At 72.1% G+C, this 21847-nt stretch carries 19 protein-coding genes and 1 pseudogene; 13 read left to right on the top strand and 7 right to left on the bottom strand.

Features of this window, described 5'->3' with window-relative positions; genetic code table 11:
- Positions 1-51: 51 nt before the first annotated feature.
- Entirely contained in the window at positions 52-381 is a 330-nt protein-coding gene (locus AC156L_RS38345) for a winged helix-turn-helix transcriptional regulator (RefSeq protein ID WP_330882776.1), read from the bottom strand.
- A gap of 171 nt (positions 382-552) precedes the next feature.
- Between AC156L_RS38345 and AC156L_RS38340 the strand changes: the two genes are divergently transcribed.
- Positions 553-1497: an NADP-dependent oxidoreductase gene (locus AC156L_RS38340; RefSeq protein WP_330882706.1), complete on the top strand. Its 945-nt coding sequence runs from the start codon at positions 553-555 to the stop codon at positions 1495-1497.
- A 37-nt stretch (positions 1498-1534) separates the two neighbouring features.
- On the opposite strand, the gene AC156L_RS38335 is transcribed toward AC156L_RS38340, so the two are convergent.
- Positions 1535-1792, bottom strand: a complete 258-nt coding sequence (locus AC156L_RS38335; RefSeq protein ID WP_330882708.1) for a DUF2631 domain-containing protein — start codon at positions 1790-1792, stop codon at positions 1535-1537.
- A gap of 185 nt (positions 1793-1977) precedes the next feature.
- Between AC156L_RS38335 and AC156L_RS38330 the strand changes: the two genes are divergently transcribed.
- Both AC156L_RS38330 and AC156L_RS38325 read left to right on the top strand, forming a co-directional pair.
- Positions 1978-3624: a sensor histidine kinase gene (locus AC156L_RS38330; protein WP_330882710.1), complete on the top strand. Its 1647-nt coding sequence runs from the start codon at positions 1978-1980 to the stop codon at positions 3622-3624.
- Positions 3625-3630: 6 nt separating this feature from the next.
- Positions 3631-4281 (top strand): response regulator transcription factor, encoded by a 651-nt coding sequence (locus AC156L_RS38325; RefSeq protein WP_330882712.1) that lies wholly within the window; start codon positions 3631-3633, stop codon positions 4279-4281.
- Positions 4282-4332: 51 nt separating this feature from the next.
- Here AC156L_RS38325 and AC156L_RS38320 read toward each other — a convergent pair whose 3' ends face one another.
- Positions 4333-4599 carry a GlsB/YeaQ/YmgE family stress response membrane protein gene (locus tag AC156L_RS38320; protein WP_259628091.1) on the bottom strand — a complete coding sequence of 89 codons (267 nt, stop codon included), beginning with the start codon at positions 4597-4599 and terminating at the stop codon, positions 4333-4335.
- 157 nt (positions 4600-4756) lie between these two features.
- Here AC156L_RS38320 and dxr point away from each other — a divergent pair, with 157 nt between their 5' ends.
- The 6 genes from dxr (at position 4757) to map (ending at position 12389) form a co-directional block, all read left to right on the top strand.
- Entirely contained in the window at positions 4757-6019 is a 1263-nt protein-coding gene (dxr, locus tag AC156L_RS38315) for a 1-deoxy-D-xylulose-5-phosphate reductoisomerase (protein ID WP_330882714.1), read from the top strand.
- A gap of 2 nt (positions 6020-6021) precedes the next feature.
- Positions 6022-7224 (top strand): M50 family metallopeptidase, encoded by a 1203-nt coding sequence (locus AC156L_RS38310; protein WP_330882716.1) that lies wholly within the window; start codon positions 6022-6024, stop codon positions 7222-7224.
- A gap of 13 nt (positions 7225-7237) precedes the next feature.
- Positions 7238-8392, top strand: coding sequence for a flavodoxin-dependent (E)-4-hydroxy-3-methylbut-2-enyl-diphosphate synthase (gene ispG / locus AC156L_RS38305; RefSeq protein ID WP_330882718.1), 1155 nt, complete (start codon positions 7238-7240; stop codon positions 8390-8392).
- Between the two features lie 177 nt (positions 8393-8569).
- On the top strand, positions 8570-9424 hold the full coding sequence (locus AC156L_RS38300) for a GNAT family N-acetyltransferase (protein WP_330882720.1): 855 nt from the start codon (positions 8570-8572) through the stop codon (positions 9422-9424).
- Between the two features lie 22 nt (positions 9425-9446).
- Positions 9447-11252 (top strand): penicillin-binding transpeptidase domain-containing protein, encoded by a 1806-nt coding sequence (locus AC156L_RS38295; protein WP_330882722.1) that lies wholly within the window; start codon positions 9447-9449, stop codon positions 11250-11252.
- Between the two features lie 279 nt (positions 11253-11531).
- The gene (map, locus tag AC156L_RS38290; RefSeq protein ID WP_330882724.1) at positions 11532-12389 is read left to right on the top strand and encodes a type I methionyl aminopeptidase; all 858 of its coding nucleotides are present in this window, start codon (positions 11532-11534) and stop codon (positions 12387-12389) included.
- On the opposite strand, the gene AC156L_RS38285 is transcribed toward map, so the two are convergent.
- Positions 12376-13074 carry an alpha/beta fold hydrolase gene (locus tag AC156L_RS38285; protein WP_330882726.1) on the bottom strand — a complete coding sequence of 233 codons (699 nt, stop codon included), beginning with the start codon at positions 13072-13074 and terminating at the stop codon, positions 12376-12378. The two genes, map and AC156L_RS38285, sit on opposite strands and share 14 nt — an antisense overlap.
- A gap of 47 nt (positions 13075-13121) precedes the next feature.
- Here AC156L_RS38285 and AC156L_RS38280 point away from each other — a divergent pair, with 47 nt between their 5' ends.
- From AC156L_RS38280 to AC156L_RS38270, 3 genes and pseudogenes are all read left to right on the top strand, one after another.
- Positions 13122-14648 (top strand): cobyric acid synthase, encoded by a 1527-nt coding sequence (locus AC156L_RS38280; RefSeq protein ID WP_330882728.1) that lies wholly within the window; start codon positions 13122-13124, stop codon positions 14646-14648.
- 111 nt (positions 14649-14759) lie between these two features.
- Positions 14760-15200 carry a hypothetical protein gene (locus tag AC156L_RS38275; protein ID WP_330882730.1) on the top strand — a complete coding sequence of 147 codons (441 nt, stop codon included), beginning with the start codon at positions 14760-14762 and terminating at the stop codon, positions 15198-15200.
- Positions 15201-15436: 236 nt separating this feature from the next.
- Positions 15437-16156 (top strand): annotated as a pseudogene (locus AC156L_RS38270) (M56 family metallopeptidase); the annotation flags it as partial.
- A 1439-nt stretch (positions 16157-17595) separates the two neighbouring features.
- Here the strand turns inward: AC156L_RS38270 and AC156L_RS38265 are convergent.
- The gene (locus AC156L_RS38265; protein ID WP_330882732.1) at positions 17596-18573 is read right to left on the bottom strand and encodes an EamA family transporter; all 978 of its coding nucleotides are present in this window, start codon (positions 18571-18573) and stop codon (positions 17596-17598) included.
- A gap of 73 nt (positions 18574-18646) precedes the next feature.
- Here AC156L_RS38265 and AC156L_RS38260 point away from each other — a divergent pair, with 73 nt between their 5' ends.
- A complete protein-coding gene (locus AC156L_RS38260; RefSeq protein ID WP_330882734.1) occupies positions 18647-19597 on the top strand; it encodes a LysR family transcriptional regulator in 951 nt (316 codons plus the stop codon).
- A 72-nt stretch (positions 19598-19669) separates the two neighbouring features.
- Here the strand turns inward: AC156L_RS38260 and AC156L_RS38255 are convergent, their stop codons facing one another.
- Both AC156L_RS38255 and AC156L_RS38250 read right to left on the bottom strand, forming a co-directional pair.
- Positions 19670-20740: a winged helix DNA-binding domain-containing protein gene (locus AC156L_RS38255; RefSeq protein ID WP_330882736.1), complete on the bottom strand. Its 1071-nt coding sequence runs from the start codon at positions 20738-20740 to the stop codon at positions 19670-19672.
- Positions 20741-21832, bottom strand: coding sequence for an epoxide hydrolase family protein (locus AC156L_RS38250; RefSeq protein WP_330882738.1), 1092 nt, complete (start codon positions 21830-21832; stop codon positions 20741-20743).
- Between the last annotated feature and the right edge of the window lie 15 nt (positions 21833-21847).

The raw sequence follows: 21847 nt of genomic DNA, 5'->3' as shown, positions 1-21847 counted from the left end.
AACAGTGCCCACCGGGTGGAACAGGTGCTGGAAATCCGCGAAAAGACCTGTTCAGCGCACGGGGACCGTGTCCGCCGCGATCGTCACGTCGTAGTCGGCGCGCGCCGACTGGATCAGGTCGATGTGGTGCTCCGACCAGTCGCGCAGGGCCCTGAGCGGCTCGACCAGGCTCCGGCCCAGCGGCGTCAGCTCGTACTCGACCCGCAGCGGAACGGTGGGGTACACCGTTCGGGTGATCAATCCGTCGCGGGTCAGCGTGCGCAGCGTCTGGGTGAGCATCTTCTGCGTGATGCCCTCGACCTTGCGGCGCACCTCGCCGAACCGCTGCGGCCCGTCCTCCAGCGCGCCGATCGCGAGCGCGGTCCACTTGCTCGCGACCATGTCCAGCACTTCCCGGCACGGGCACTGCTTGAGGTAGACGTCGCGGGTGGTGGGGGTGCAGGGTGTGTCCACCTCAAAGTTGTACCACGTCAGCCCTGGTTTCCCAGAGGTACCTAGGGCAGAAGAAGGTGCCTGGTTGCGTGTGGGTACCGGGTGTCTGACGATGGGTGCATGAAAGCGATCACGCAGCAGACGGTCGGTGGCCCGGAGGTCTTGGTCCTCTCGGAGGTCGACCGGCCGAGCCCGCTCCCGACCGAGGTCCTCGTCCAGGTGCACGCCGCCGGCGTCAACCCCGTCGACTGGAAGACCCGCGCGGGCGGAGGGATGTCGGGTGTCCTCGGCGCCCCGCCGTTCATCCTCGGCTGGGACGTGTCCGGCGTCGTCGAGGAGGTCGGGTTCGGCGTCACGACGCTCAAGCCCGGCGACGAGGTGTACGGCATGCCGTGGTTCCCGCGCGCGGCGTCCGCCTACGCGGAGTACGTGACCGCCCCCTCGCGCCAGTTCGCGCTCAAGCCCGCGAGCCTGTCGCACGTCGAGGCGGCGGCCCTCCCGCTGGCCGTGCTCACGGCGTGGCAGGCGCTGGTGGACACGGCGCACGTCGAGGCGGGCCAGCGGGTGCTCGTGCACGCCGCGGCCGGTGGGGTGGGGCACCTGGCGGTGCAGATCGCGAAGGCCAGGGGCGCGCACGTGATCGGGACGGCGAGCGCCGGGAAGCACGGGTTCCTGAGGTCCATCGGGGCCGACGAGGTCGTGGACTACCGGACGACCAGGTTCGAGGACGTCGTGTCCGACGTCGACGTCGTCCTGGACCTGGTCGGCGGTGACAACGCGATCCGGTCGGTCCGGACCCTGCGGCGCGGAGGTCTGCTGGTGGCCGTTCCCAGCGGGCTGCTGGAGGGCGTCGCCGAGGCGGCGGAGGAGGCCGGGGTGCGGTCCACGCCGTTCCTCGTCGAGCCGGACGGCGCCGCGCTGACCGAGATCGCCGCGCTGGTGGACGCCGGGAGGATCCGCGTCGAGATCGAGGCCGTGCTGCCGCTCGCCGACGCGGGCAAGGCGCACGAGCTGGGGGAGACCGGACGCAGCACCGGGAAGATCGTGCTGTCCGTGGCCGGGTGAGCGGGGACGGGCCGCTCCGGCCCGTCCCACCGGACCGCTAGCGGCGCCAGGACGTGCGGCTGCGCACCTGGTCGCGGACCAGCATGGCGATCATGCTGACACCGATGATCACCAGGAACAGGTCCTCGGTGCGGCCGTGGTGGTTGCCGATGAGGAGGCCGAAGACGCCGACGGTCGAGGCCCAGCCCGCGACGCGGACGGCCTTCGGGAAGGACCCGTGCCAACCCCACTCGGCGGACGGCTCGTCGTGGACGTCGACAGCCGGACGCTTGTCCAGCTCCGTAGACGAAGACACAGCAGCCACGACCTTCCTGATCCGGTGGTACGGGAAGATTTTCGCACACGGGGGCGGGCCGGGCCGGGGGTGGTGCCCGGTGTGACCGGGGTCGCCCCGCCACCGGGTGACCGGTCAACTTTCGTCGTGCGGCGAAGCGACGAACGAGCGCCGACAGATCGGGGCCGGTCTCGTAGTTTGGGGGTGTGACTACCGTCGTGCAGCGGTTCCTGCCCGAGTTCACCGGGGTTCGCCAGTGGCCGGTCGCCTACCTGCGCGACGCCGTCGACCGGGTTCGGCGGGTGACGCCGTGGCGGGTCGGCAGCGAGGTCCTCGGGCTCGCCTTCGTGCTGGTGCTCGACCTGCTGCCCGGCTGGCTGAGCGACGAGCACCCCTCCGGGTGGACGCTGGTGGGGCTCACGCTGCTGTTCGCCGCCCTGTACGCGCTGCGGCTGGCCTTCCCGGCGCTGACGCTGCTGATCACGCTGCTGGTGGTGTTCGGCACCGACATCGGCGGCGTCGCGCTGATGGTCGTGGTGGCCTACTCGGCGGGCCACCGGATCACGTCGTGGCAGCGGGCGCTGCTGACCGCCGTGCTCGGGCTCGCGCTGCACATGCTCCAGTGGGAGGGCGGTGTCCCCGGCCTCAGCGGGTTCTTCGGGTCGTTCGTGATGCTGACCGTCTACGGCATGGTGGTCGCGCTGCCGTTCCTGGTGGGGCGGTACATCTCGCAGCGCAACGCCCTCGTCGCCGCGCTCCAGGAGCGCGAGGAGCGGATGCGCCGGGAACGGGCGATGCTGACCAGGCAGGTCCGGCTGCGGGAGCGGAACCGGATCGCGCAGGACATGCACGACAGCCTGGGGCACCGGCTGAGCCTGATCTCGGTGCACGCCGGGGCGCTCGCCCTCGACGGCGAACTGGGGGAGAGGCAGCGGGAGGCCGTGCAGGTCCTGCGCAGCGCCGCGCTGACCGGCATGGAGGAGCTGCGCGGGGTCATCGGCGTGCTGCGGCGCGACGACCCGCCGGAGGAGGACCTGGCGCGGCGGACCGTCGAGGCGATCGACGAGCTGGTCGACGGTGCCCGGCGGGCCGGGGTGCGGGTCAGCCTGGTGCGCGGCGGGGTCGCCTGCCCGCTGCCGTCCAAGGTGAGCCACGCCGCCTACCGGGTGGCGCAGGAGGGGCTCACCAACGCCAACAAGCACGCGCCGGGGGCGAGCGTGCAGGTGACGGTGAAGTACGAGCCGGACGCGCTGGTGGTGGAGGTGCGCAACAACCCGCCGCGGCCGGGGGTCGTCGACGGCGGTCCCGGTGTGGGGCTGATCGGCCTGGGGGAGCGGGTGCGGGTGGCCGGCGGCCTGCTGCACGTGGGACCGCTGCCCGCCGGTGGGTTCCGGATCGCCGCCGTGCTGCCGTACGAGGACACCACCGTCGCCGAGGAGCCGGACGACAGCCACGAGGTGCTGGTGGCCGAGGCCTCGATGGCGCGGTCCGGCGTGCGGAAGTGGGCCGGGGTCGGGTCGATCGTCGCGGCGGGCCTGGTGGTGCTGGTCGTCGTCGGCGGCTACACCTGGATCGGCCTCCAGCCCGTGACGAACGTGGTGCAGAGGTCGTTCTACGACTCGGTGTACACCGGCCAGCCGGAGGCCGAGGTGCGGGCGCACCTCCAGAGCGGGGGCTCGTCCGCGGCGGTCGGGGACCTGCGCGACAGGTCGGCCCCCGAGCCGCCGGGTTCCACGTGCGAATACCGTCTGTCGGACCAGCAGACCTACACCTCCGGCGGTCAGCTCGTCCTGCGGTTCTGCTTCGCGGACGGCAGGGTCGTCGAGAAGAACTCCCACATGCAGAGGATCTGAGTGAGCGTGATCCGGGTCTTGATCGCCGACGACGAACCGCTGATGAGGGCGGGCATCAAGGCCATCCTGGGCACCGCGGCCGACATCGAGCTGGTCGCCGAGGCGGGCGACGGGCGAGAGGCGGTCCGGATCGCCCTGGAGCGGCGCGTCGACGTGGCCGTGCTGGACATCCGGATGCCGAGGATGGACGGGCTGGCCGCCGCCCGCGAGCTGAAGTCGGTGGCCCCGTCGGTGCGGGTGGTGATGCTGACCACGTTCGGTGAGGACGACAACATCGTCCGGGCCCTGTCCGAGGGGGCCGCCGGGTTCCTGCTGAAGGACTCCGCGCCGGAGGAGCTGCTCAGGGCCGTCCGAGCGGTCCACGCGGGCGAGGCCTACCTGTCACCCATGGTGACCAGCCGGGTCGTCGGGATGGTGGCCCACGCCGGGCAGCCTCGGCGGCAGGAGGCCAAGCGGCAGGTCGAGGGGCTCACCGAGCGCGAGGTCGAGGTGCTGGCGCTGCTGGGCCTCGGGATGTCGAACGCCGACGTCGGGCAGCGGCTGCACATGAGCGAGGCGACGGTGAAGACCTACGTGAGCAGGCTGCTCGCGAAGCTCGGGCTGACCAACCGGGTGCAGGCCGCGCTGCTGGCCAGGGACGCCGGACTGGCGGGCTGACGCGCGACGAGGGCCGCCCCCGGTGGGGACGGCCCTCGTCGCGGGACTGGGTCAGGCGTGTGCGCGCCGACCGGTGACCAGCCGGTAGATGCCCAGCAGCACCAGCGAGCCGAGGATGGCCAGCAGCCACGTGCTCAGGTCGAAGAAGTTGTTGATGTCGCTGTTGAACAGCGCGCGGCCGATGAAGCCACCGAGGATGGCGCCGACGATGCCGATCAGCATCGTGACGATGATGCCGCCGGGGTCCTTGCCCGGCATGATCGCCTTGGCGATGGCACCCGCGATAAGACCCAGGACGATCCAGCCCAAGATGCCCACGGGGGCTCTCCTTCCAGCGTGGCCGCGACGGGCTTGTCCCCCGCGGCGTTCGGGGATGGAATGCCCTGGTTCTGATCGCCCTACGCCTGATTTATCATTCTGTGACCTGAGTACCGCCATGCGGTCCATCAGGTCGCTTCCGGGACAATGGACGGTGATGGACTCCTCCGCGCAAGCTCCACGACCGGCGTCGCAGCTCACCACGGCCGCACGCTCGGTGCTCCTCCTCGGGTCGACCGGCTCGGTCGGCACCCAGGCCCTCGACGTCATCGCCGCGAACCGCGACCGGTTCACCGTCGCGGGCATCGCCGCCGGCGGGGCCGACCCCGCCGCGCTGGCCCGCCAGGCGGTCGAGTTCGGCGTCGGCGCGGTCGCCGTGACGCGCGCCACGGCCGCGGAGGACGTGACGCTCGCCCTCTACGCCGAGGCCCAGCGCCGCGGCTACAGCAGGGGCGGGTTCCGGATGCCGCGCGTCTTCGCCGGGCCGTCCGCCGTGCTCGACCTCATCGACTCGACGCCCGCCGACGTGGTGCTCAACGCCATCACCGGGTCGCGCGGCCTGGAGCCGACGCTGCGGGCGCTGGACACCGGCGCGCTGCTGGCGCTGGCGAACAAGGAGTCGCTGATCGCGGGCGGCCCGCTCGTGCTCAACGCCGCCAAGCCGGGGCAGCTCGTCTCCGTCGACTCCGAGCACTCCGCGCTCGCGCAGTGCCTGCGCGGCGGCCGGACCGACGAGGTGGACCGGCTGGTCCTGACCGCGTCCGGCGGCCCGTTCCGCGGTCGCACCCGCGCCGAGCTGGCGAGCGTGACCGCGGCGGAGGCGATGGCGCACCCGACGTGGGCGATGGGCCCGGTGATCACCATCAACTCGGCCACCCTGATCAACAAGGGGCTGGAGCTGATCGAGGCGCACCTGCTGTTCGGCATCCCCTACGACCGGATCGACGTGGTCGTGCACCCGCAGTCGGTCGTGCACTCCATGGTCGCCTTCACCGACGGCTCCACGCTCGCGCAGGCCAGCCCGCCGGACATGAAGCTGCCGATCGCGCTCGGCCTCGGCTGGCCGGACCGCGTCCCCGGCGCCGCACGGCGGTGTAGCTTCGAAGTGGCGACGGCGTGGACGTTCGAACCGCTGGACGGCGACACCTTCCCCGCGGTCGAGCTGGCCCGCCACGCGGGGTCGACGGGCGGCTGCCTGCCCGCCGTCTACAACGCGGCGAACGAGGAGGCCGTCGACGTCTTCCTCGGTGGCAACACGGCTTTCACCTCCATCGTGGACACTGTCTCGCGAGTGCTCGCCGAGGCGGACGGATGGGCGCACGAGCCCGCCGACGTCGCCGAGGTGCTGGCGGCCGAGGACTGGGCGCGCGCGCGAGCACGGGAACTCGTGGCCACTTCGGTGGAGTCTGGAAGGGACTGAACGTGGTCGTCAACATCCTGGGCATCGTGCTGTTCGCGCTGCTCATCGGCGTCTCCATCGCCTTGCACGAGTTCGGCCACCTGCTGACCGCCAAGGCGTTCGGCATGAAGGTGACCCGCTACTTCATCGGGTTCGGGCCGAAGATCTGGTCGTTCCGCAAGGGCGAGACCGAGTACGGCCTGAAGGCGATCCCCGCAGGCGGGTTCTGCGAGATCACCGGCATGACCGCGCTGGAGGAGGTGCACCCCGACGACGCCCCCCGCGCCTTCTACAAGCAGAAGACCTGGAAGCGCGTGGTGGTGCTCTCGGCGGGCTCGATCACCCACTTCATCGTGGGTTTCGTCGTGCTCTACGCGATGGCCGCGACCATGGGCCTGCCCAACCTGAAGAACGAGCCGATCATCGCGTCGATCAGCGACTGCGTGCAGAGCGGCGCCACGGACGCGGCGTGCGCCCCCGGCGCCCCGGCCCCCGCGAAGAGCGCGGGCATCCGGCCGGACGACCAGATCGTCGCCGTCGCGGGCGAGGCCACGCCGACGTGGCAGGACCTGCTGGCGAAGACCCAGCAGCGCGGCGGCCCGACCGAGTTCACCGTCCTGCGCGACGGCCAGGAGCTCAAGGTCACGATGGACGTCCCGAAGGTCACCCGCGAGTACCGGAAGGCCGACGGCTCCACGGAGACGCGCGAGGTCGGCGCGATCGGCGTCGCCTGGCGGTCCAACTTCGAGTACAACCCGATCACCGCGATCGGCGGTGCCACCGCGTTCACCGGCACGATGTTCGAGAACACCTGGAAGGGCCTGCTCAAGTTCCCGGAGAAGATCCCGGCCGTGGTCAAGGCCATCGGCGGCGGGGAGCGCGACCTGGAGTCCCCGGTGAGCGTCGTCGGGGCCAGCAGGCTCGGCGGTGACGCGGCCGAGCAGGGCCTCTGGCAGTTCTTCCTGCTGATGCTCGCGGGCCTGAACTTCTTCGTCGGTGTTTTCAACCTCCTGCCGCTACTTCCACTCGATGGTGGGCACATCGCGGTCAACCTCTACGAGCGGGTGCGAGACTGGCTCCGCAAGCTCCGCGGCAAGCCCGCGGGCGGGCCCGTGAACTACATGCGGCTCCTCCCGCTCACCTACTTCGTCATCTTCATCGGTGGCGGCATCACGCTGTTGACCGTGACCGCCGACCTCGTCAACCCCATCAGACTTCCCCAGTGAGAGGTGCTATTCCATGAGTGACGGCGTCATGCTCGGTATGCCGGCATTGCCGCCGCCGGTGTTGTCCGATCGTCGAAAGACCCGGCAGCTCATGGTGGGCTCGGTAGGCGTCGGCAGCGAGTTCCCGGTGTCGGTGCAGTCGATGACCACGACCCTGACCTCGGACGTCAACGCGACGCTCCAGCAGATCGCGGAGCTGACCGCGTCCGGCTGCGACATCGTCCGCGTCGCCTGCCCCTCGCAGGACGACGCGGACGCGCTGCCCGCCATCGCCAGGAAGTCGCAGATCCCGGTCATCGCGGACATCCACTTCCAGCCGAAGTACGTCTTCGCGGCCATCGAGGCGGGCTGTGCGGCCGTTCGGGTGAACCCCGGCAACATCCGCAAGTTCGACGACCAGGTCAAGGAGATCGCGGCCGCCGCGAAGGACCACGGCACGCCGATCCGCATCGGCGTCAACGCGGGGTCGCTCGACCCGCGCCTCATGGCCAAGCACGGCAAGGCCACGCCCGAGGCGCTGGCCGAGTCGGCGCTGTGGGAGGCGTCGCTGTTCGCCGAGCACGACTTCCACGACATCAAGATCTCGGTCAAGCACAACGACCCGGTCGTCATGATCCGCGCGTACGAGATCCTCGCTGAGCAGTGCGACTACCCGCTGCACCTCGGCGTCACGGAAGCCGGTCCCGCGTTCCAGGGCACGATCAAGTCCGCCGTCGCGTTCGGCGCGCTGCTCCGCCAGGGGATCGGCGACACCATCCGCGTGTCCCTCTCGGCCCCTCCGGTGGAGGAGGTCAAGGTGGGCATCCAGATCCTCCAGTCGCTCAACCTGCGCCCGCGCAAGCTGGAGATCGTGTCCTGCCCGTCCTGCGGTCGCGCCCAGGTCGACGTCTACACGTTGGCCGAGCAGGTGACCGCAGGCCTGGAGGGCATGGAGGTCCCGCTGCGCGTGGCCGTCATGGGTTGCGTCGTGAACGGTCCCGGCGAGGCCCGCGAGGCCGACCTGGGTGTCGCCTCCGGCAACGGCAAGGGCCAGATCTTCGTGAAGGGGAAGGTCATCAAGACCGTTCCCGAGCACCAGATCGTGGAGACCCTGATCGAGGAGGCCATGCGCCTCGCGGAGGACATGGAGCCCGTCGAGGGCTCGGTGCCCGCGGTCAGCGTGAGCTGACCGGAACAGCTCCACCGGGAATCGGTCACGCGCACGGTCGCGTGGCCGATTTCTTTTTCGCATTCTCGATCGATGAATCGAGCGTTCGTCCGACGTCGGCGAAAAACCCGGTCGACCAGCCAGGGGACACGACCGGGGGCGAGCGCGATCCACCGTCCATCTGGCAGGCTGGGAGACGTGCTCAGGTTGGCCGGTGCGCGGCTGTTGGACGGACGGGACTTGCCCGAAGTGCTCGGGTTGCTGGAGGCCGATCCCGTGGCCTCGTGCATGGTCGCCGCGCGGGTCGAGGTGGCGGGCCTCGACCCGTGGCGCCTCGGCGGCGAGGTGTGGGCCTGCGACCACCGGGCGCTCCGGGGCGGCCGGGTCGACGGCCTCTGCTTCGCGGGCCCCAACCTCATCCCCCTGAAGGGCAACCCGTCCGCGCTGCGCAGCTTCGCGGACCGCGCCAGGCGCCGGGGCCGCATGTGCTCCTCGCTGGTGGGCCCGGCCGAGCAGGTGCTGGGGCTGTGGCAGGAGTTGCAGCCGGACTGGGGTCCCGCGCGCGAGGTCCGCGACGACCAGCCGCTCATGGCGCTGGGCAAGGCCGCCGACGTCGCCCCCGACCCGCTGGTGCGCCCGGTCCGGCCGGAGGAGCTGGACCGCTACCTCCCCGCGGCCATCGCCATGTTCATCGAGGAGGTCGGCGTCGACCCCTGCGCCGAGGACGGCGGCGCGGGATACCGGGCCAGGGTCTCCGAGCTGATCGCGGGCGGGCGGGCGTTCGCCAGGTTCGAGAACGGCGAGGTCGTCTTCAAGGCCGAGATCGGTGCCCTGTCCAGCAAGGTCGGCCAGATCCAGGGCGTGTGGGTCCGCCCGGACCGCCGTGGCCACGGCATCGGAACGGCGGGCACCGCCACGGTCGCCGACCGGCTGGTCCGGGGCCTCGGCCGCACCGCCAGCCTCTACGTCAACGGGTACAACGAGGTCGCCAGGTCGGCCTACCAGCGGATCGGGTTCACCCAGGTCGGTCAGTACGCGACGGTGCTGTTCTGAGGCGTTGCGGCATACTGCCGCCGTGCGGGTGAACCCTGAGTTGACCGTCGTGTTGAGCGCCCTGCTGGTCGTGACCGGCTGCGGCCTGTTCCAGTCGAGGCCTGGTCCCGACCAGATCACCTCGGACTTCCTCGCCCACCTCTCCAGCGGTGACACGCAGGCCGCGGCGGCGATGACCGACGATCCGGGTCAGGCGAAGGACCTGCTGGACAAGGTCCGCGCCGCGCTGAAGCCGGAGTCCGTCAGCGTCGAGGTCGAGCAGGTCCGCAACGCGGAGGGCGAGGGCAGCACGGCCGACGCGACCATCACCTACGACTGGAACCTCGGCCACAACCACGTCTGGAACTACCAGAGCAAGGTCGAGCTGCGCCGGGACGACGACGACTGGAAGGTCCACTGGCTGCCGTCGCTGGTGCACCCGAAGCTGGCCGCGCAGCAGAGCCTCGCCCTCGCGGAGCTCACGCCGAACCTCGCGCCGGTCCTGGACCGGGAGGGCGAACCGCTGCTGGCGCCCGAAACGGTCGTGTCCATCCTGCTCGACCGCAAGGAGATCACCGACCTGCCCGCCGTCACCGCGGCGCTGGCCACCGCGCTGACCCCGTTCGACAAGGCGATCACCCAGCAGTCGATCACCGACGGCGCGGCGAAGGTGCCCGAGGGGCAGGTCTACCAGGTGGCCGCGCTGCGCGACGCTGACTACCAGGCGGTCAAGCCGCAGATCTACGAGCTGCCCGGCGTCCGGTTCAGCACCCGGACCAGCCTGCTGCCCCCGGTGAAGAAGTTCGGTTCGCAGATCCTCCCCGCCATCCGCAAGTCGGTGGAGGAGCAGGTCGCGGGCCGTTCCGGCTTCCGCGTCTACACCGTGGCGGCGGGCGGCGACGAGCTGGAGGGCCTGCACGAGAAGGCGTCCGAGCCCGCCGAGGCGGTCAAGACCGCGCTGAGCAAGGCGGTGCAGGTCGCGGCCGAGGACGCCGTGGAGCCGCTCCCGGAGGCCGCGATGCTCGTGGCGATCCAGCCGTCGACCGGCGACATCCTCGCCGTGGCGCAGAACGAGCCCGCCGACGTCCAGGGCGCCATCGCCCTCACGGGCCAGTTCGCCCCCGGCTCCACGTTCAAGATCGTCTCGGCCCTCGCGGCGCTGGAGGACGGCAAGGTCCAGGCCGACACCGCCGTGCCGTGCCCCGGCAAGACCACCATCGACGGCCGCCGGATCGTGCCGAACGACCACGACTTCGACAAGGGCACCATCCCCCTGCACAGCGCGTTCGCCTTCTCCTGCAACACGACGTTCGCCGAGATCGCCGCGGGCCTGCCCGCCGACGCCCTCACCAAGACCGCCGACAAGCTCGGCCTCGGCGTCGACTTCGAGGTCCCCGCCATCACCACGATCACCGGCTCGGTCCCGCCCGCGACCGACGTCGTGGAGCGCGCCGAGGACGGCTTCGGCCAGGGCAAGGTCCTGGCCAGCCCGTTCGGCATGGCCGTCGTGGCGGCCACCGTCGCCAGGGGCGAGCAGCCCATCCCCTCCCTGCTGCGCGGCCAGGAGACCAAGGTCGACCACCGCTCGGCCACCATCGCGCCGACCGTGCTGGAGCCGATCCGCCAGATGATGCGCGAGGTGGTGGACGTCGGCACGGCCCAGCTCCTCGCCGACATCCCGGACGTGCGCGGGAAGACCGGCACGGCCCAGTTCGGCGACGGCGTCAACTCCCACGGCTGGTTCGTCGGGTACCGGGGCGACCTGGCCTTCGCGACCCTGGTGCTGGGCGCGAACTCCTCCGTGCCCGCGATCGAGGTGACCGGGAAGTTCCTGCGGGCGTTGGGCTGAGCGACCTGCTCCCGGTGCGGCGCACGGTGCCGGTGGAGCGGATCGGGCTGGGAGAACCCCGTCACCACGCCACCGGGCACGCCCGACGTGCGGGAGCGGGCGAGCACATCTCGATCACCGGTCGGGGCGAGGTGGTCGCCGCTCCCTGGGTGACCTGGAGGCGTTCGTCACCTGCGCCGAGCAGCTCGCGACCGCCGCCCTGGCCGCCTGCCTGCGGGTGGTCGCTCCCGCGCGGCGACCACGTGACGCCCGACCGGTCTCGCGCCGTAGTGTGGAGGCATGTCCGTGCGTGCCGCCCTGAAGCCAGGTGAACTGTCCCCCCGCCGTTCCGTCCCCGCCGCGATAGCCCGCCCCGAGTACGTGGGCAAGCCGGGCCCGACGCGGAGCGACGAGCCGTGGGTGCAGCCGCCCGAGGTGGTCGAGGCCATGCGGGTCGCGGGCAGGCTGGCCGCCCAGGCGCTCCAGGAGGCGGGCAAGGTCGTGGTGCCCGGCGTGACCACGGACGAGATCGACGCGGTGGCGCACGAGTTCCTCTGCGACAACGGGGCCTACCCGTCGACGCTCGGCTACCGGGGCTTCCCGAAGTCGTGCTGCACCTCGCTGAACGAGGTCATCTGCCACGGCATCCCGGACTCCACGGTGGTGGAGGACGGCGACATCGTGAACATCGACGTGACCGCCTACATCGGCGGGGTGCACGGCGACACGAACGCGACCTTCCTGGCGGGTGACGTCAGCGAGGAGAACCGGCTGCTGGTGGAGCGCACGCACGAGGCGACCGTGCGGGCCATCAAGGCGGTGAAGCCGGGCCGCCAGCTGAACGTGGTGGGCCGGGTCATCGAGGCCTACGCGAACCGGTTCGGCTACGGCGTCGTGCGCGACTTCACCGGGCACGGCATCGGGCGCTCGTTCCACAGCGGCCTGGTCGTGCTGCACTACGACGCGCCGCACGTGCCGACCGTCATCGAGACCGGCATGACGTTCACGATCGAGCCGATGATCACCCTCGGCGGGATCGAGCACGACACCTGGGCCGACGACTGGACGATCACCACCAAGGACAAGAGCTGGACCGCTCAGTTCGAGCACACGATCCTGGTCACCGAGGACGGGGCCGAGATCCTCACAGTCTGCTGAGCAGCGCCACCAGCGCCGCGGCGACCTGCTCCGGGTGGGTCGCCGCCGCCAGGTGGTGCAGGTCCAGCTCGCTGACCGGCCAGCCCAGCTCCGCCGCCGCGGCGGCCGCGTCGGCGTACTCGGCGCTGAGCCGCAGGTACGCCGAGGGGCCGGGCCAGGGCACCGACGGCCGCTGTTCCTTGAGGAACGCCAGCGGCACCTCGGGGGCCTCCTCCAGGATCTCCGCGAGCTGCGCGGGGTCCGGGATCAGGGTCGGGAGCAGCTCCGGTGGGAACCAGCGGTCCCAGCGGGGCATGACGTCCTCGCGGGAGATCTTCCGCATGTGCGCCATCAGCTCGGGCGAGAACGTCTCGCGCCAGCTCTTGCCCGGTGTGGGCAGGTCGGCGTCGAGGTAGACGAGCGCGCCGACCGGGGTCTCCAGCGCGTCGGCGAACGCGGGCAGCAGCGGGCCTGCCCCGCTGTGGCCCACGAGGACCACCTCGCCCTCCACGGCGGAGTCGTCGACGGCGTCGGCGAACTCGCCGATCATCCGCTGGTGCACCGGCGCCGAGTTGACGCTCACCCTCAGGTCGAGCACCACCACCGGGTGACCGTGCGCGGCGAGCGCGTCGGCCAGCGGCCGGAAGGTGGCGGGTCCGAGGAAGGGGCTGTGCACCAGGACCGTGGTGGCGGGAACGTCGACCATGGGGGGAATGATGTCAGTCTGAGCGGGTGGACGGGGGGAGTGCGGTCGTGACCGGTGCGCTGCTGGTGGCCGGGACCACCTCGGACGCGGGCAAGAGCGTCCTGGTGGCCGGGCTGTGCCGCTGGTTGGCGCGCGAGGGGGTCCGCGTGGCGCCGTTCAAGGCGCAGAACATGTCGAACAACTCGGTGGTCACGCCGGACGGCGGCGAGATCGGCCGCGCGCAGGCCGTGCAGGCGGCGGCGTGCGGGCTGGAGCCCAGCGTCCGGTTCAACCCGGTGCTGCTCAAGCCGGGTGGGGACCGGACGTCGCAGGTCGTCGTGCTGGGCCGCGCGGTCGGCGAGGTGTCGGCGCTGTCGTACCGGGAGCGCAAGGCCGAGCTGCTCCGCACGGTCTTGTCCACATTGGACTCGCTGCGGAACGACTACGAGGCCGTCGTCTGCGAGGGCGCCGGGTCGCCGACCGAGATCAACCTGCGGGCGAACGACATCGCGAACATGGGGCTGGCGCGGGCGGCGGACCTGCCGGTGCTGGTGGTCGGCGACATCGACCGCGGCGGTGTGTTCGCGCACCTGTTCGGCACGCTCGCGCTGCTCGACCCGGCCGACCAGGCGCTGGTGGCCGGGTTCGTGGTCAACAAGTTCCGCGGCGACCCCGCGCTGCTGGAGCCGGGGCTGCACCAGCTGAAGGCCCTCACCGGCCGCCCCGTGCTCGGCGTGCTGCCGTGGCGGGAGGAGCTGTGGCTGGACGCGGAGGACTCGCTGTCCTACAGCGCGGACGGCGTGATCGGCAGGCCGAAGCCGCCCGTCGGCGAGCAGTGGCTGCGGGTCGCGGTCGTGCGGCTGCCCCGGATCTCCAACGCCACGGACGTGGAGGCGCTGGCGTGCGAGCCGGGGGTGTCGGTCCGGTTCGTCACCGAGCCGTCGCGGGTCGCGGACGCGGACCTCGTGGTGCTGCCCGGCTCCAAGGCCACCGTGACCGACCTGGCGTGGCTGCGGGAGACCGGGCTGGCCGACGCGATCACCGCGCACGCCCGGCGCGGCCTGCCGGTGCTCGGGGTGTGCGGCGGGTTCCAGATGCTCGGCACGCGCATCGAGGACGCCGTGGAGTCGCGGGCGGGCACCGTGGACGGCCTCGGCCTGCTGGACCTCGACGTCCGCTTCGAGCCCGCCAAGACGCTGCACCGGCCGTCGGGCACCGCGTTCGGCGAACCCGTCACGGGCTACGAGATCCACCACGGCCGGGTCGCGCGCCGCGGTGACCTGGACACCCTCGTGACGCTGCCGGACGGCGTCGGCGAGGGCGCGCTGACGGGGTCGGTGGCGGGGACGCACTGGCACGGCCTGCTGGAGAACGACGGGTTCCGGCGGGCGTTCCTGCGCTGGGCCGCGGACAGGTCCGGCCGCGACGGCTTCACGCCCGCCGAGGACGTCGACTTCGCCGCCGCGCGGGCCGCCCAGCTCGACCTGCTCGGCGACCTGGTCGCGGACCACCTGGACACCTCGGCCGTGCGGCGGCTGCTCGACGGCGGCGCGCCCGCGGGGCTCCCGTTCGTGCCTCCGGGGGCTCCCACCTGACGCCATCGGAATTCCGAATGCCGTCCCGGTGGAGATCATCGTTCACCACAATGGTCGAGTGTGGCCGTGGTGATCACGGACTAGACAGGAAACTCCGACCGAGGAGGCGCGATGGCCGAACGTGACTTCGTCGTGGACACCGCTCGCAGCGTGGTGGCCGATCTCGCGCCGGACGAACTGGCTCTCTTCGAGCCCGTCAGCCGCGCCTACCTCCGCGATCCCAAGAAGGTCCTCTCCGACCGCGACCGGCCGGGGGCCGTGCTGGGGTCGGGCATCGACATCGCCATCGCGCTGCTGTCACCGGTGGCTCTGGGCGTCGCGACCGCGGTGTACGAGCACCTGCTCGACAAGACCGGCGAGGCGCTCGTCGAGCGCGGCGGCAAGCTGTTCAAGCGCCTGCGCCGCCCCAAGGACGCGCCCGAGATCACCGCCGACCAGCTCGACGGCCTGCGCGCGCTGGCGATCGAGCGCGCCAAGGAACTCGGGGTGGCCGACGACCTGGCGGAGAAGGTGGGCGACGCGGTCCGGACGACGCTCGAGCGCGAGCTGTAGTGGGGTCCGGCAGACCGGAGTTGCTCGGCACGCCCTCCGGCACGACGCTGCGCTTCGGCACGCTCGTGGCGCTGGCGCTCGCGACCACCTGGTTCGTCGCGGGCTCGTTCGCCTCCGCGTGGCCCGCGGACCCGTTCCTGGAGGACGCGAGCTGCCAGGTGAGGGCGGACCTGTACCTGACGTCCACGAACAGCGTCGACCCGGACGAGGCCAAGTGGGCCCTGTACCGCGAGTGCATGTCGGGTCTCTTCCTGCCCCGGATCGGGTGGCTGGTCGGTGGTGTGGCGCTGCTCCTGCTGGTGGCGGCCGTGGTCTACGTCGTCCTGCCGCGGTGGCGGGTCCGCCGGTCGCGGTTGGAACTGCTGGACCACGAGTCCTGCCCGGCGCTGTGGAGCAAGCTGGAGGGCCCGCTCGGCGAACTGGTGGCCAAGGCCGGTCTGGCGCGGGCGCCGGAGTTCCGGCTGGACCCGTACAGCACGCGGGCGGGCGGGGTCGCGTTCGGCACCCGCCGGAAACCCGTGGTGTGCCTGGACGCCGGCCTGGTGGCGCTGCTCGACCGCGACCGGGCCGGGTTCGACGCCGTGGTGCTGCACGAACTGGCGCACGTCCGCAACGGCGACGTGGCGACCACCTACGCGACGCTCTCGGTGTGGCGGGCGGTGCTGTCGGTGGTGCTGCTGCCGTACCTGGTGTTCTACCTGAGCCCGCTGCTGGACTGGAACCTCCCCAACCTGGACTCGCCGATCACCGCGGGCCTGCTCGTCCGGGTGTTCCTGCTGGTGCTGCTGGTGTACGCGGCGCGCACCGCCGTGCTGCGCTCCCGTGAGCGCTACGCCGACGCGCTGGTCGCGCTGTGGACCGACGACACCGATCCCTACCGCACGCTCAGGGCGGAACCCGAGCACCGCCGCGTGCTGAGGTGGATCGCCATCCACCCGACCCGCGTCGCGCGGAACGCCGCGATGAGCGACCCGAAGTCGTTGCTGCGCAACGGTTTCGGCGAGGCGCTGATGAGCGGCCTGGCGATCCAGCTCGCCTGGTCGCACCTGGTCGCCGGGTTGAGCGGGATCAGCTGGTACCGCGAGGGCAACGAGTCGTTCCTCGTGATGCGCGTGGTGTGGAGCGTCGCCGTCGCCTCGCTGGTGTGCGTGATCGCCCTGCGCGGCGCCGCGTACCTGCGGGCGGGCGGCGTCGGGCGGTGGACGTTCGTCCGGCCGGGCCTGGGGCTGGGGCTGGGGCTGGCGATCGGCCTGGAACTGGACCTGTCCCGCGCCGCGGCGCGGATCTTCGGCAACGGCTTCGTGGTGCTCGGCGCGGCGATCCTCGTGCTGGTCACCGCGCTCGTCTGCGCCTGGGCGGGACTGGTGGCCGTGCGGCTCGCCGACCGGGCGCGGGGGTGGCTCGGCGCGGTGTCCGCCGCCGCCGTGGTCGTGGTGTGCCTGAGCTTCCTCGGGTGGTTCCGGGAGTTGCTGGTCGCCGAGGTGCTCTGGCGCGACCACCTGGGTCCGGCCTTCACCCTCGTGAGCGGGTACGGGCGGGTGGCCGGGATCGTGGTGGTGCCGTTCCTGCTGAACTCCGACCGGGTCCTCACGGCCGCCGCGGTGGCGCTGCTGTGGCTCGTGCCGCTCCTGCTGGGCCGGGGGTCGGCGCGTCTCGGCGTGCTCGCGGGACTGGTCGGCGCAGCCGGGTGGGGTGTGGTCGCGGTGGCGCTGTCCTTCACCGCGGGCGGTACGCCGGAGGCCGCCGCGGCCCGGTCGGCGTGGGAACTGGTGGCGGTGGTCGCCGTCCAGGTGCTGGTCGCCGCGCTCGTCGCCCGGCGGTCCGAGCTGGTCACGGCGCTGCTGGCCACCTGGGTCGTCGGGGTGGTGGGCTGCCTGGGGATCTGGGCGCTGCACCTGGACGGCTGGCAGGTCGACAGCGTGCTGGCCGCTCGCCCGTCGCAGGTGCTGCCGGTGCTGGGTGTCGTCGCCGCGCTCGGTGGAGCGGTCTTCGCCCGTGGTGCGGTCGTGCCGCGGCGGGGTTCGGGTCGACTGGTGGTCGCGGCCGTGCTGGTGGTGTCCGCGGTCGCGGTGGTGTGGTGGCCGAAGGCCCCGCGGGCGGCGGCGCTGCTGCCGGAGGCGGGGCCCGAGGTGGTGGTGAACACCGACCAGGCGGTCAACACCTGGCAGTACGGCGGCGGGTTCGACCAGTTCATGGCCGTCAGGTTCGCGAGCGACGAGGTGTTCAAGGCGTTCGAGGCGGAGGACACCGCGCGGATCGCCGAGGCCTGCGAGAAGGCCAGCGCGCGCAGCGAGGAGGCGGCGGCGTTCCCCGAACCGCCGGGCGCCGAGGTCGCCGAGTCCTGGAGGGCCGGCCTGGCGCTGCTCGTGCCCGGCGCCCGCGAGTGCGTGAAGATCTACCGCGACGGGGGCGGGGACTCGCAGGTGATGCTCGACGGGTTCATCAAGTCGCTCCCCGACTTCGAGCGGACGTTGACGCTGCTCAACGCCGCCAGGGAGAGCACGCTGCCCGGTTCCGGCTGACGGGGCCTGATCGCGGTGCTCGCCATGCCCGCGATCACCAGCAGCGCGGCCGTGCAGCGCAGGACGGTCAGCTCCTCGCCGAGGACGAGCCACGCCGACAGCATCCCCGCGACCGGCACCAGCAGCGAGAACGGTGCGACGGTGCCCGCGTCGTACTCGCGCAGCAGGTACCCCCACAGGCCGAAGCCGAGCAGCGTCGAGATCCACGCGACGTACCCGAGCGCCGCCGCGCCGGTCCAGTCGAACGCCGCCAGCGCGGCCAGGTCCGCGTCGACGCCCTCGACCAGCAGCGACAGCCCCAGCAGCGGCAGGACGGCGACCGCGCTGACCCAGACGATGAAGCTCAGCGCGTCCGGCGGCTTCGCGTAGCGGGTGATGACGTTGGACAGCCCCCAGCACGCCGCGCCCGCGACCACCAGCGCGAACGCGCCGAGCGGGCTGCCGACGCCGTGGTCGAGGGCGATCACCAGGATGCCGACCGAGGCGACCCCGATGCCGATCAGCTGCGTGCGGCGCGGCCGTTCGCGCAGCAGCACGGCCGCGAACACGACGGTGAAGACCGCCTGGCTCTGGAGCACCAGCGACGACAGCCCCGCGGGCATCCCGGCGTGCATGCCGGTGAACACGAAGCCGAACTTCGCGACGCCGAGGACCAGGCCGACCGCGGCCACCCACTTCCACGCGACCCTCGGCGGGCCGACGAGGAACAGGGCGGGGACGGCGGCGGCGAGGAACCGGAGACCGGAGAACAGCAGGGGTGGGAAGTTCCGCAGACCGATCTCGACGACGACGAAGTTGACGCCCCAGATGGCCGCGACGAGGACCGCGAGAGCGGCGTGCCGTGGTTTCACCCGACCGAGTCTGGGTGGGCCGACAGTTAAGCACCAGCGAGATTTGCTTCACCCCAGGGTTTAGCATTGCTTCATGATGGACCTCGGCAGGCTCCGCGCGCTGCACGCCGTCGCGACCCACGGCTCGGTCGGCGCGGCGGCGTCCGTGCTGGGCTTCACGCCCTCCGCGGTGTCCCAGCAGATCGCCAAGCTCGAACGCGAGACCCGCACCACGCTGCTGGAACGCCGTGGTCGCGGTGTCGCGCTGACCGATGCCGCCTACGGGCTCGCCGCCACCGCCGCGCAGGTGCTGGCGCTGGTCGAGGAGGCCGAGGTGACCCTGGAGGAGCAGCGCGGCGCGGCGGTCGGCACGGTGACCATCGGCGCGTTCGCGACGGCCGCGCGGGGCCTGCTGCCGCTCGTCCTGGTCGACCTGATCACCCGGCACCCCGCCCTCGACGTCCGCACGGTCGAGCTGGACCCGCCCGACGCCCTCCAGGCCGTCGCCCGCGGCGAACTGGACCTGGCCGTCACCCACGACTGGGTCAACACCCCGCTGGCCGTGCCGGAGTCGTTGTCCCGCAGCACGGTGGGCCAGGACTACGCGGACGTGCTGCTGCCCGTCGCGCACCCGCTCGCCGACCGCCCGTTCCTCGTCCCCGAGGACCTGGCCGGGCAGCGCTGGATCTGCCAGCCGGAGGGGACCGTCTGCCACGACTGGCTGGTCAAGACGTTCCGCGGCGCGGGCCTCGAACCGGACCTCGCGCACCGGGTCGGCGAGTACGAGACCCAGATCGCCCTGCTCGCGCACGGCATCGGCGTCGGTCTGCTGCCCAGGCTCGGCCGGGGCGCGCTGCCGCCGACCGTGCGCGCGGTCCCGCTGCACCCGACCCCGACCCGGCGGCTGTTCGCGGTGTGGCGCACCAGGGCGGGCAGGCGACCCGCCATCACGGCAGCGCTGACGTCGCTGCGGGCGTGCTGGGAGCACCGGAGCACCGCGTCGGGCGACCTCGTCGACCACGGCAGGCCCACCGAGGCGCCGTGACCGGAGCGCCGACCCGGTCGCGCGCCCTCCGCCGGTCGACCCCGGCAGCGTCGGCGGACGCCCGCGGCGAGGTCAGGGCGCGAACCGCACGTCGTGGTCCTGGCCCGGAGCGAGGAAACCCAGCAGGGACAGGCCTTCCTCGGCCAGGGCACTCCGGTCCTGTGCGGACACCTCCCGGTACGGCGTGATCGTGAGGACGCCCCCGTCGACCTTCCAGGTGCCGCTGAGGAACCCGTCGAGCAGGAAGCTGGGCGGGAAGACGGCGTTCGACACACCGCCCCAGCGGGCGCGGTGCTCGTCGGACATGATCCGCGTCCGGTCGGCGTGCGAGAGGAGCACGTTGTCGAAGTCGGGCAGGAAACGGGGCGGGGCCGGGGTTTCCGGGTCGGTGAGGACGCCGTCCGGGACGTCCAGCAGCGTTCGCCCCGACTCGTCGCGGTAGGTCTTCAGGTCCAGCCGGTCCACCACGGCCCGCAGCCCGGTCAGCCGCGACCACGCCGCCACGTCCGCGACGCTCGCCGGACCGAACGCCGCCAGGTACCGCAGCACCATCTCGTCCGGATCGGCCTCGGCCGGGATCTCGGTGGCGAGCCACGTCGCCGCGACGGCGTTGAGCGGTTGCCCGCTGCGCCCGAACACGCCGCGCGGAGGCGTCTGCACCACGGGCAGCAGCGCCTGGACCAGGGAGCCCAGCCCGGTGATCCCGTGGTCGGGCCACCGCCGGGTCAGCTCGGCGGCCAGCTGGGCGTTCGTCATCGGCGCCGCGTCGAGCAGCGACCTGGCCGCGGCGACCAGGTCGGCCAGGTCCTCGGCTCGCCGGGAACGGGCGAAGTTCGCGGTCGCCGTGCGGGCCAGCATCGGCTGGAGCGCGGGCCGCAGCCGCACGCAGTCGCGGGCCGTGACGAGGTGCAGCGTGCCGCGCATCAGCGTCGTGCGGACCGCCGTGCGGTCCAGCAGCATCGCGCCGACCTCGCCCGCGTCGAAGTCCCGCAGCCGCGACCACAGCGCGACGTACGGCGACGAGGTCGCCTGGGCCTGCAACCCGACCAGGTGCTCGATCGCCCGGTCCGGTGGCAGGTCGTGCCGTTCCAGCAGCATCTGCCGGGCCAGCGTGGTGCGGTTGAGCGTTCGCGTGGTCAGCATCTACAGGCTCTGGAAGAAGGCGCGGACGTCGTTCGCCAGCAGGGCGGGCTGTTCGAGGGCGGCGAAGTGGCCGCCGCGGTCGAACTCGGTCCACCGCACGATGGTGTTCGTCCTCTCCGCGATGCTCCGCACGGGCAGGGCGATCTCGGCGGGGAACACGGCCACGGCGGTCGGTGTCGTCGACACCTCCGTCGCGGTCCAGGACCTCGTCGCCTCCTTGTACAGCCGGGCGGACGAGCCCGCGGTGGCGGTGAGCCAGTAGACCATCACGTTGGTCAGCAGGAGGTCGCGGTCGACGGCCTCCTCCGGCACGTCCTCCGAGTCCGTCCACTCCTTGAACTTCTCGACGATCCACGCGAGCTGCCCGACGGGGGAGTCGGTGAGGCCGTAGGCGAGCGTCTGCGGCCTGGTGCCCTGGATCCGCTGGTAGCCCGACATGTCGTCGGCGAAGTGCTGGAGCATGCCGAGCCGGGCCCTGTCGTCGTCGGTCAGCCCGCTCAGGTCGTCACCGGGGAACGTCAGCACCATGTTCAGGTGCACGCCGACCACGTGCTCCGCGTCCACGATCCCGAGGTCGCGCGAGACCGCCGACCCCCAGTCACCGCCCTGCGCGCCGTAGCGCTCGTAGCCCAGCCGCGCCATCAGCTCCGCCCACGCGGTCGCGATGCGCCGCACGTCCCACCCCGTGTCGCGGGTCGGGCCGGAGAAGCCGTAGTTGGGCATGGAGGGGATGACGAGGTGGAAGTCGCGCGACAGCGGTTCGACCACGTCGAGGAACTCGACGACCGAGCCCGGCCAGCCGTGCGTGAGGACCAGCGGCAGCGCGTCGGCCCTGGCGGAGCGGACGTGCAGGAAGTGGATGTTCGCGCCGTCGATGGTCGTCGTGAACTGGGGGAAGGCGTTGAGCCGCGCTTCCCAGGCGCGCCAGTCGTAGCGCGTGCGCCAGTGCTCGACGAGGTCCTTCAGGTACGCGACGGGCACGCCGTCCGCCCAGCCGGTCCCGTCGGGTTCGGCGGGCCATCGGGTGTTCGCGAGCCGGGTGTGGAGGTCGTCGAGTTGCGACTGCGGGATCTGGATGCGATAGGGCTCCATGGGATCAACCATAGG

This window comes from Umezawaea sp. (assembly GCF_057122925.1).
This window is presented reverse-complemented; position numbering and strand designations above follow the sequence as displayed.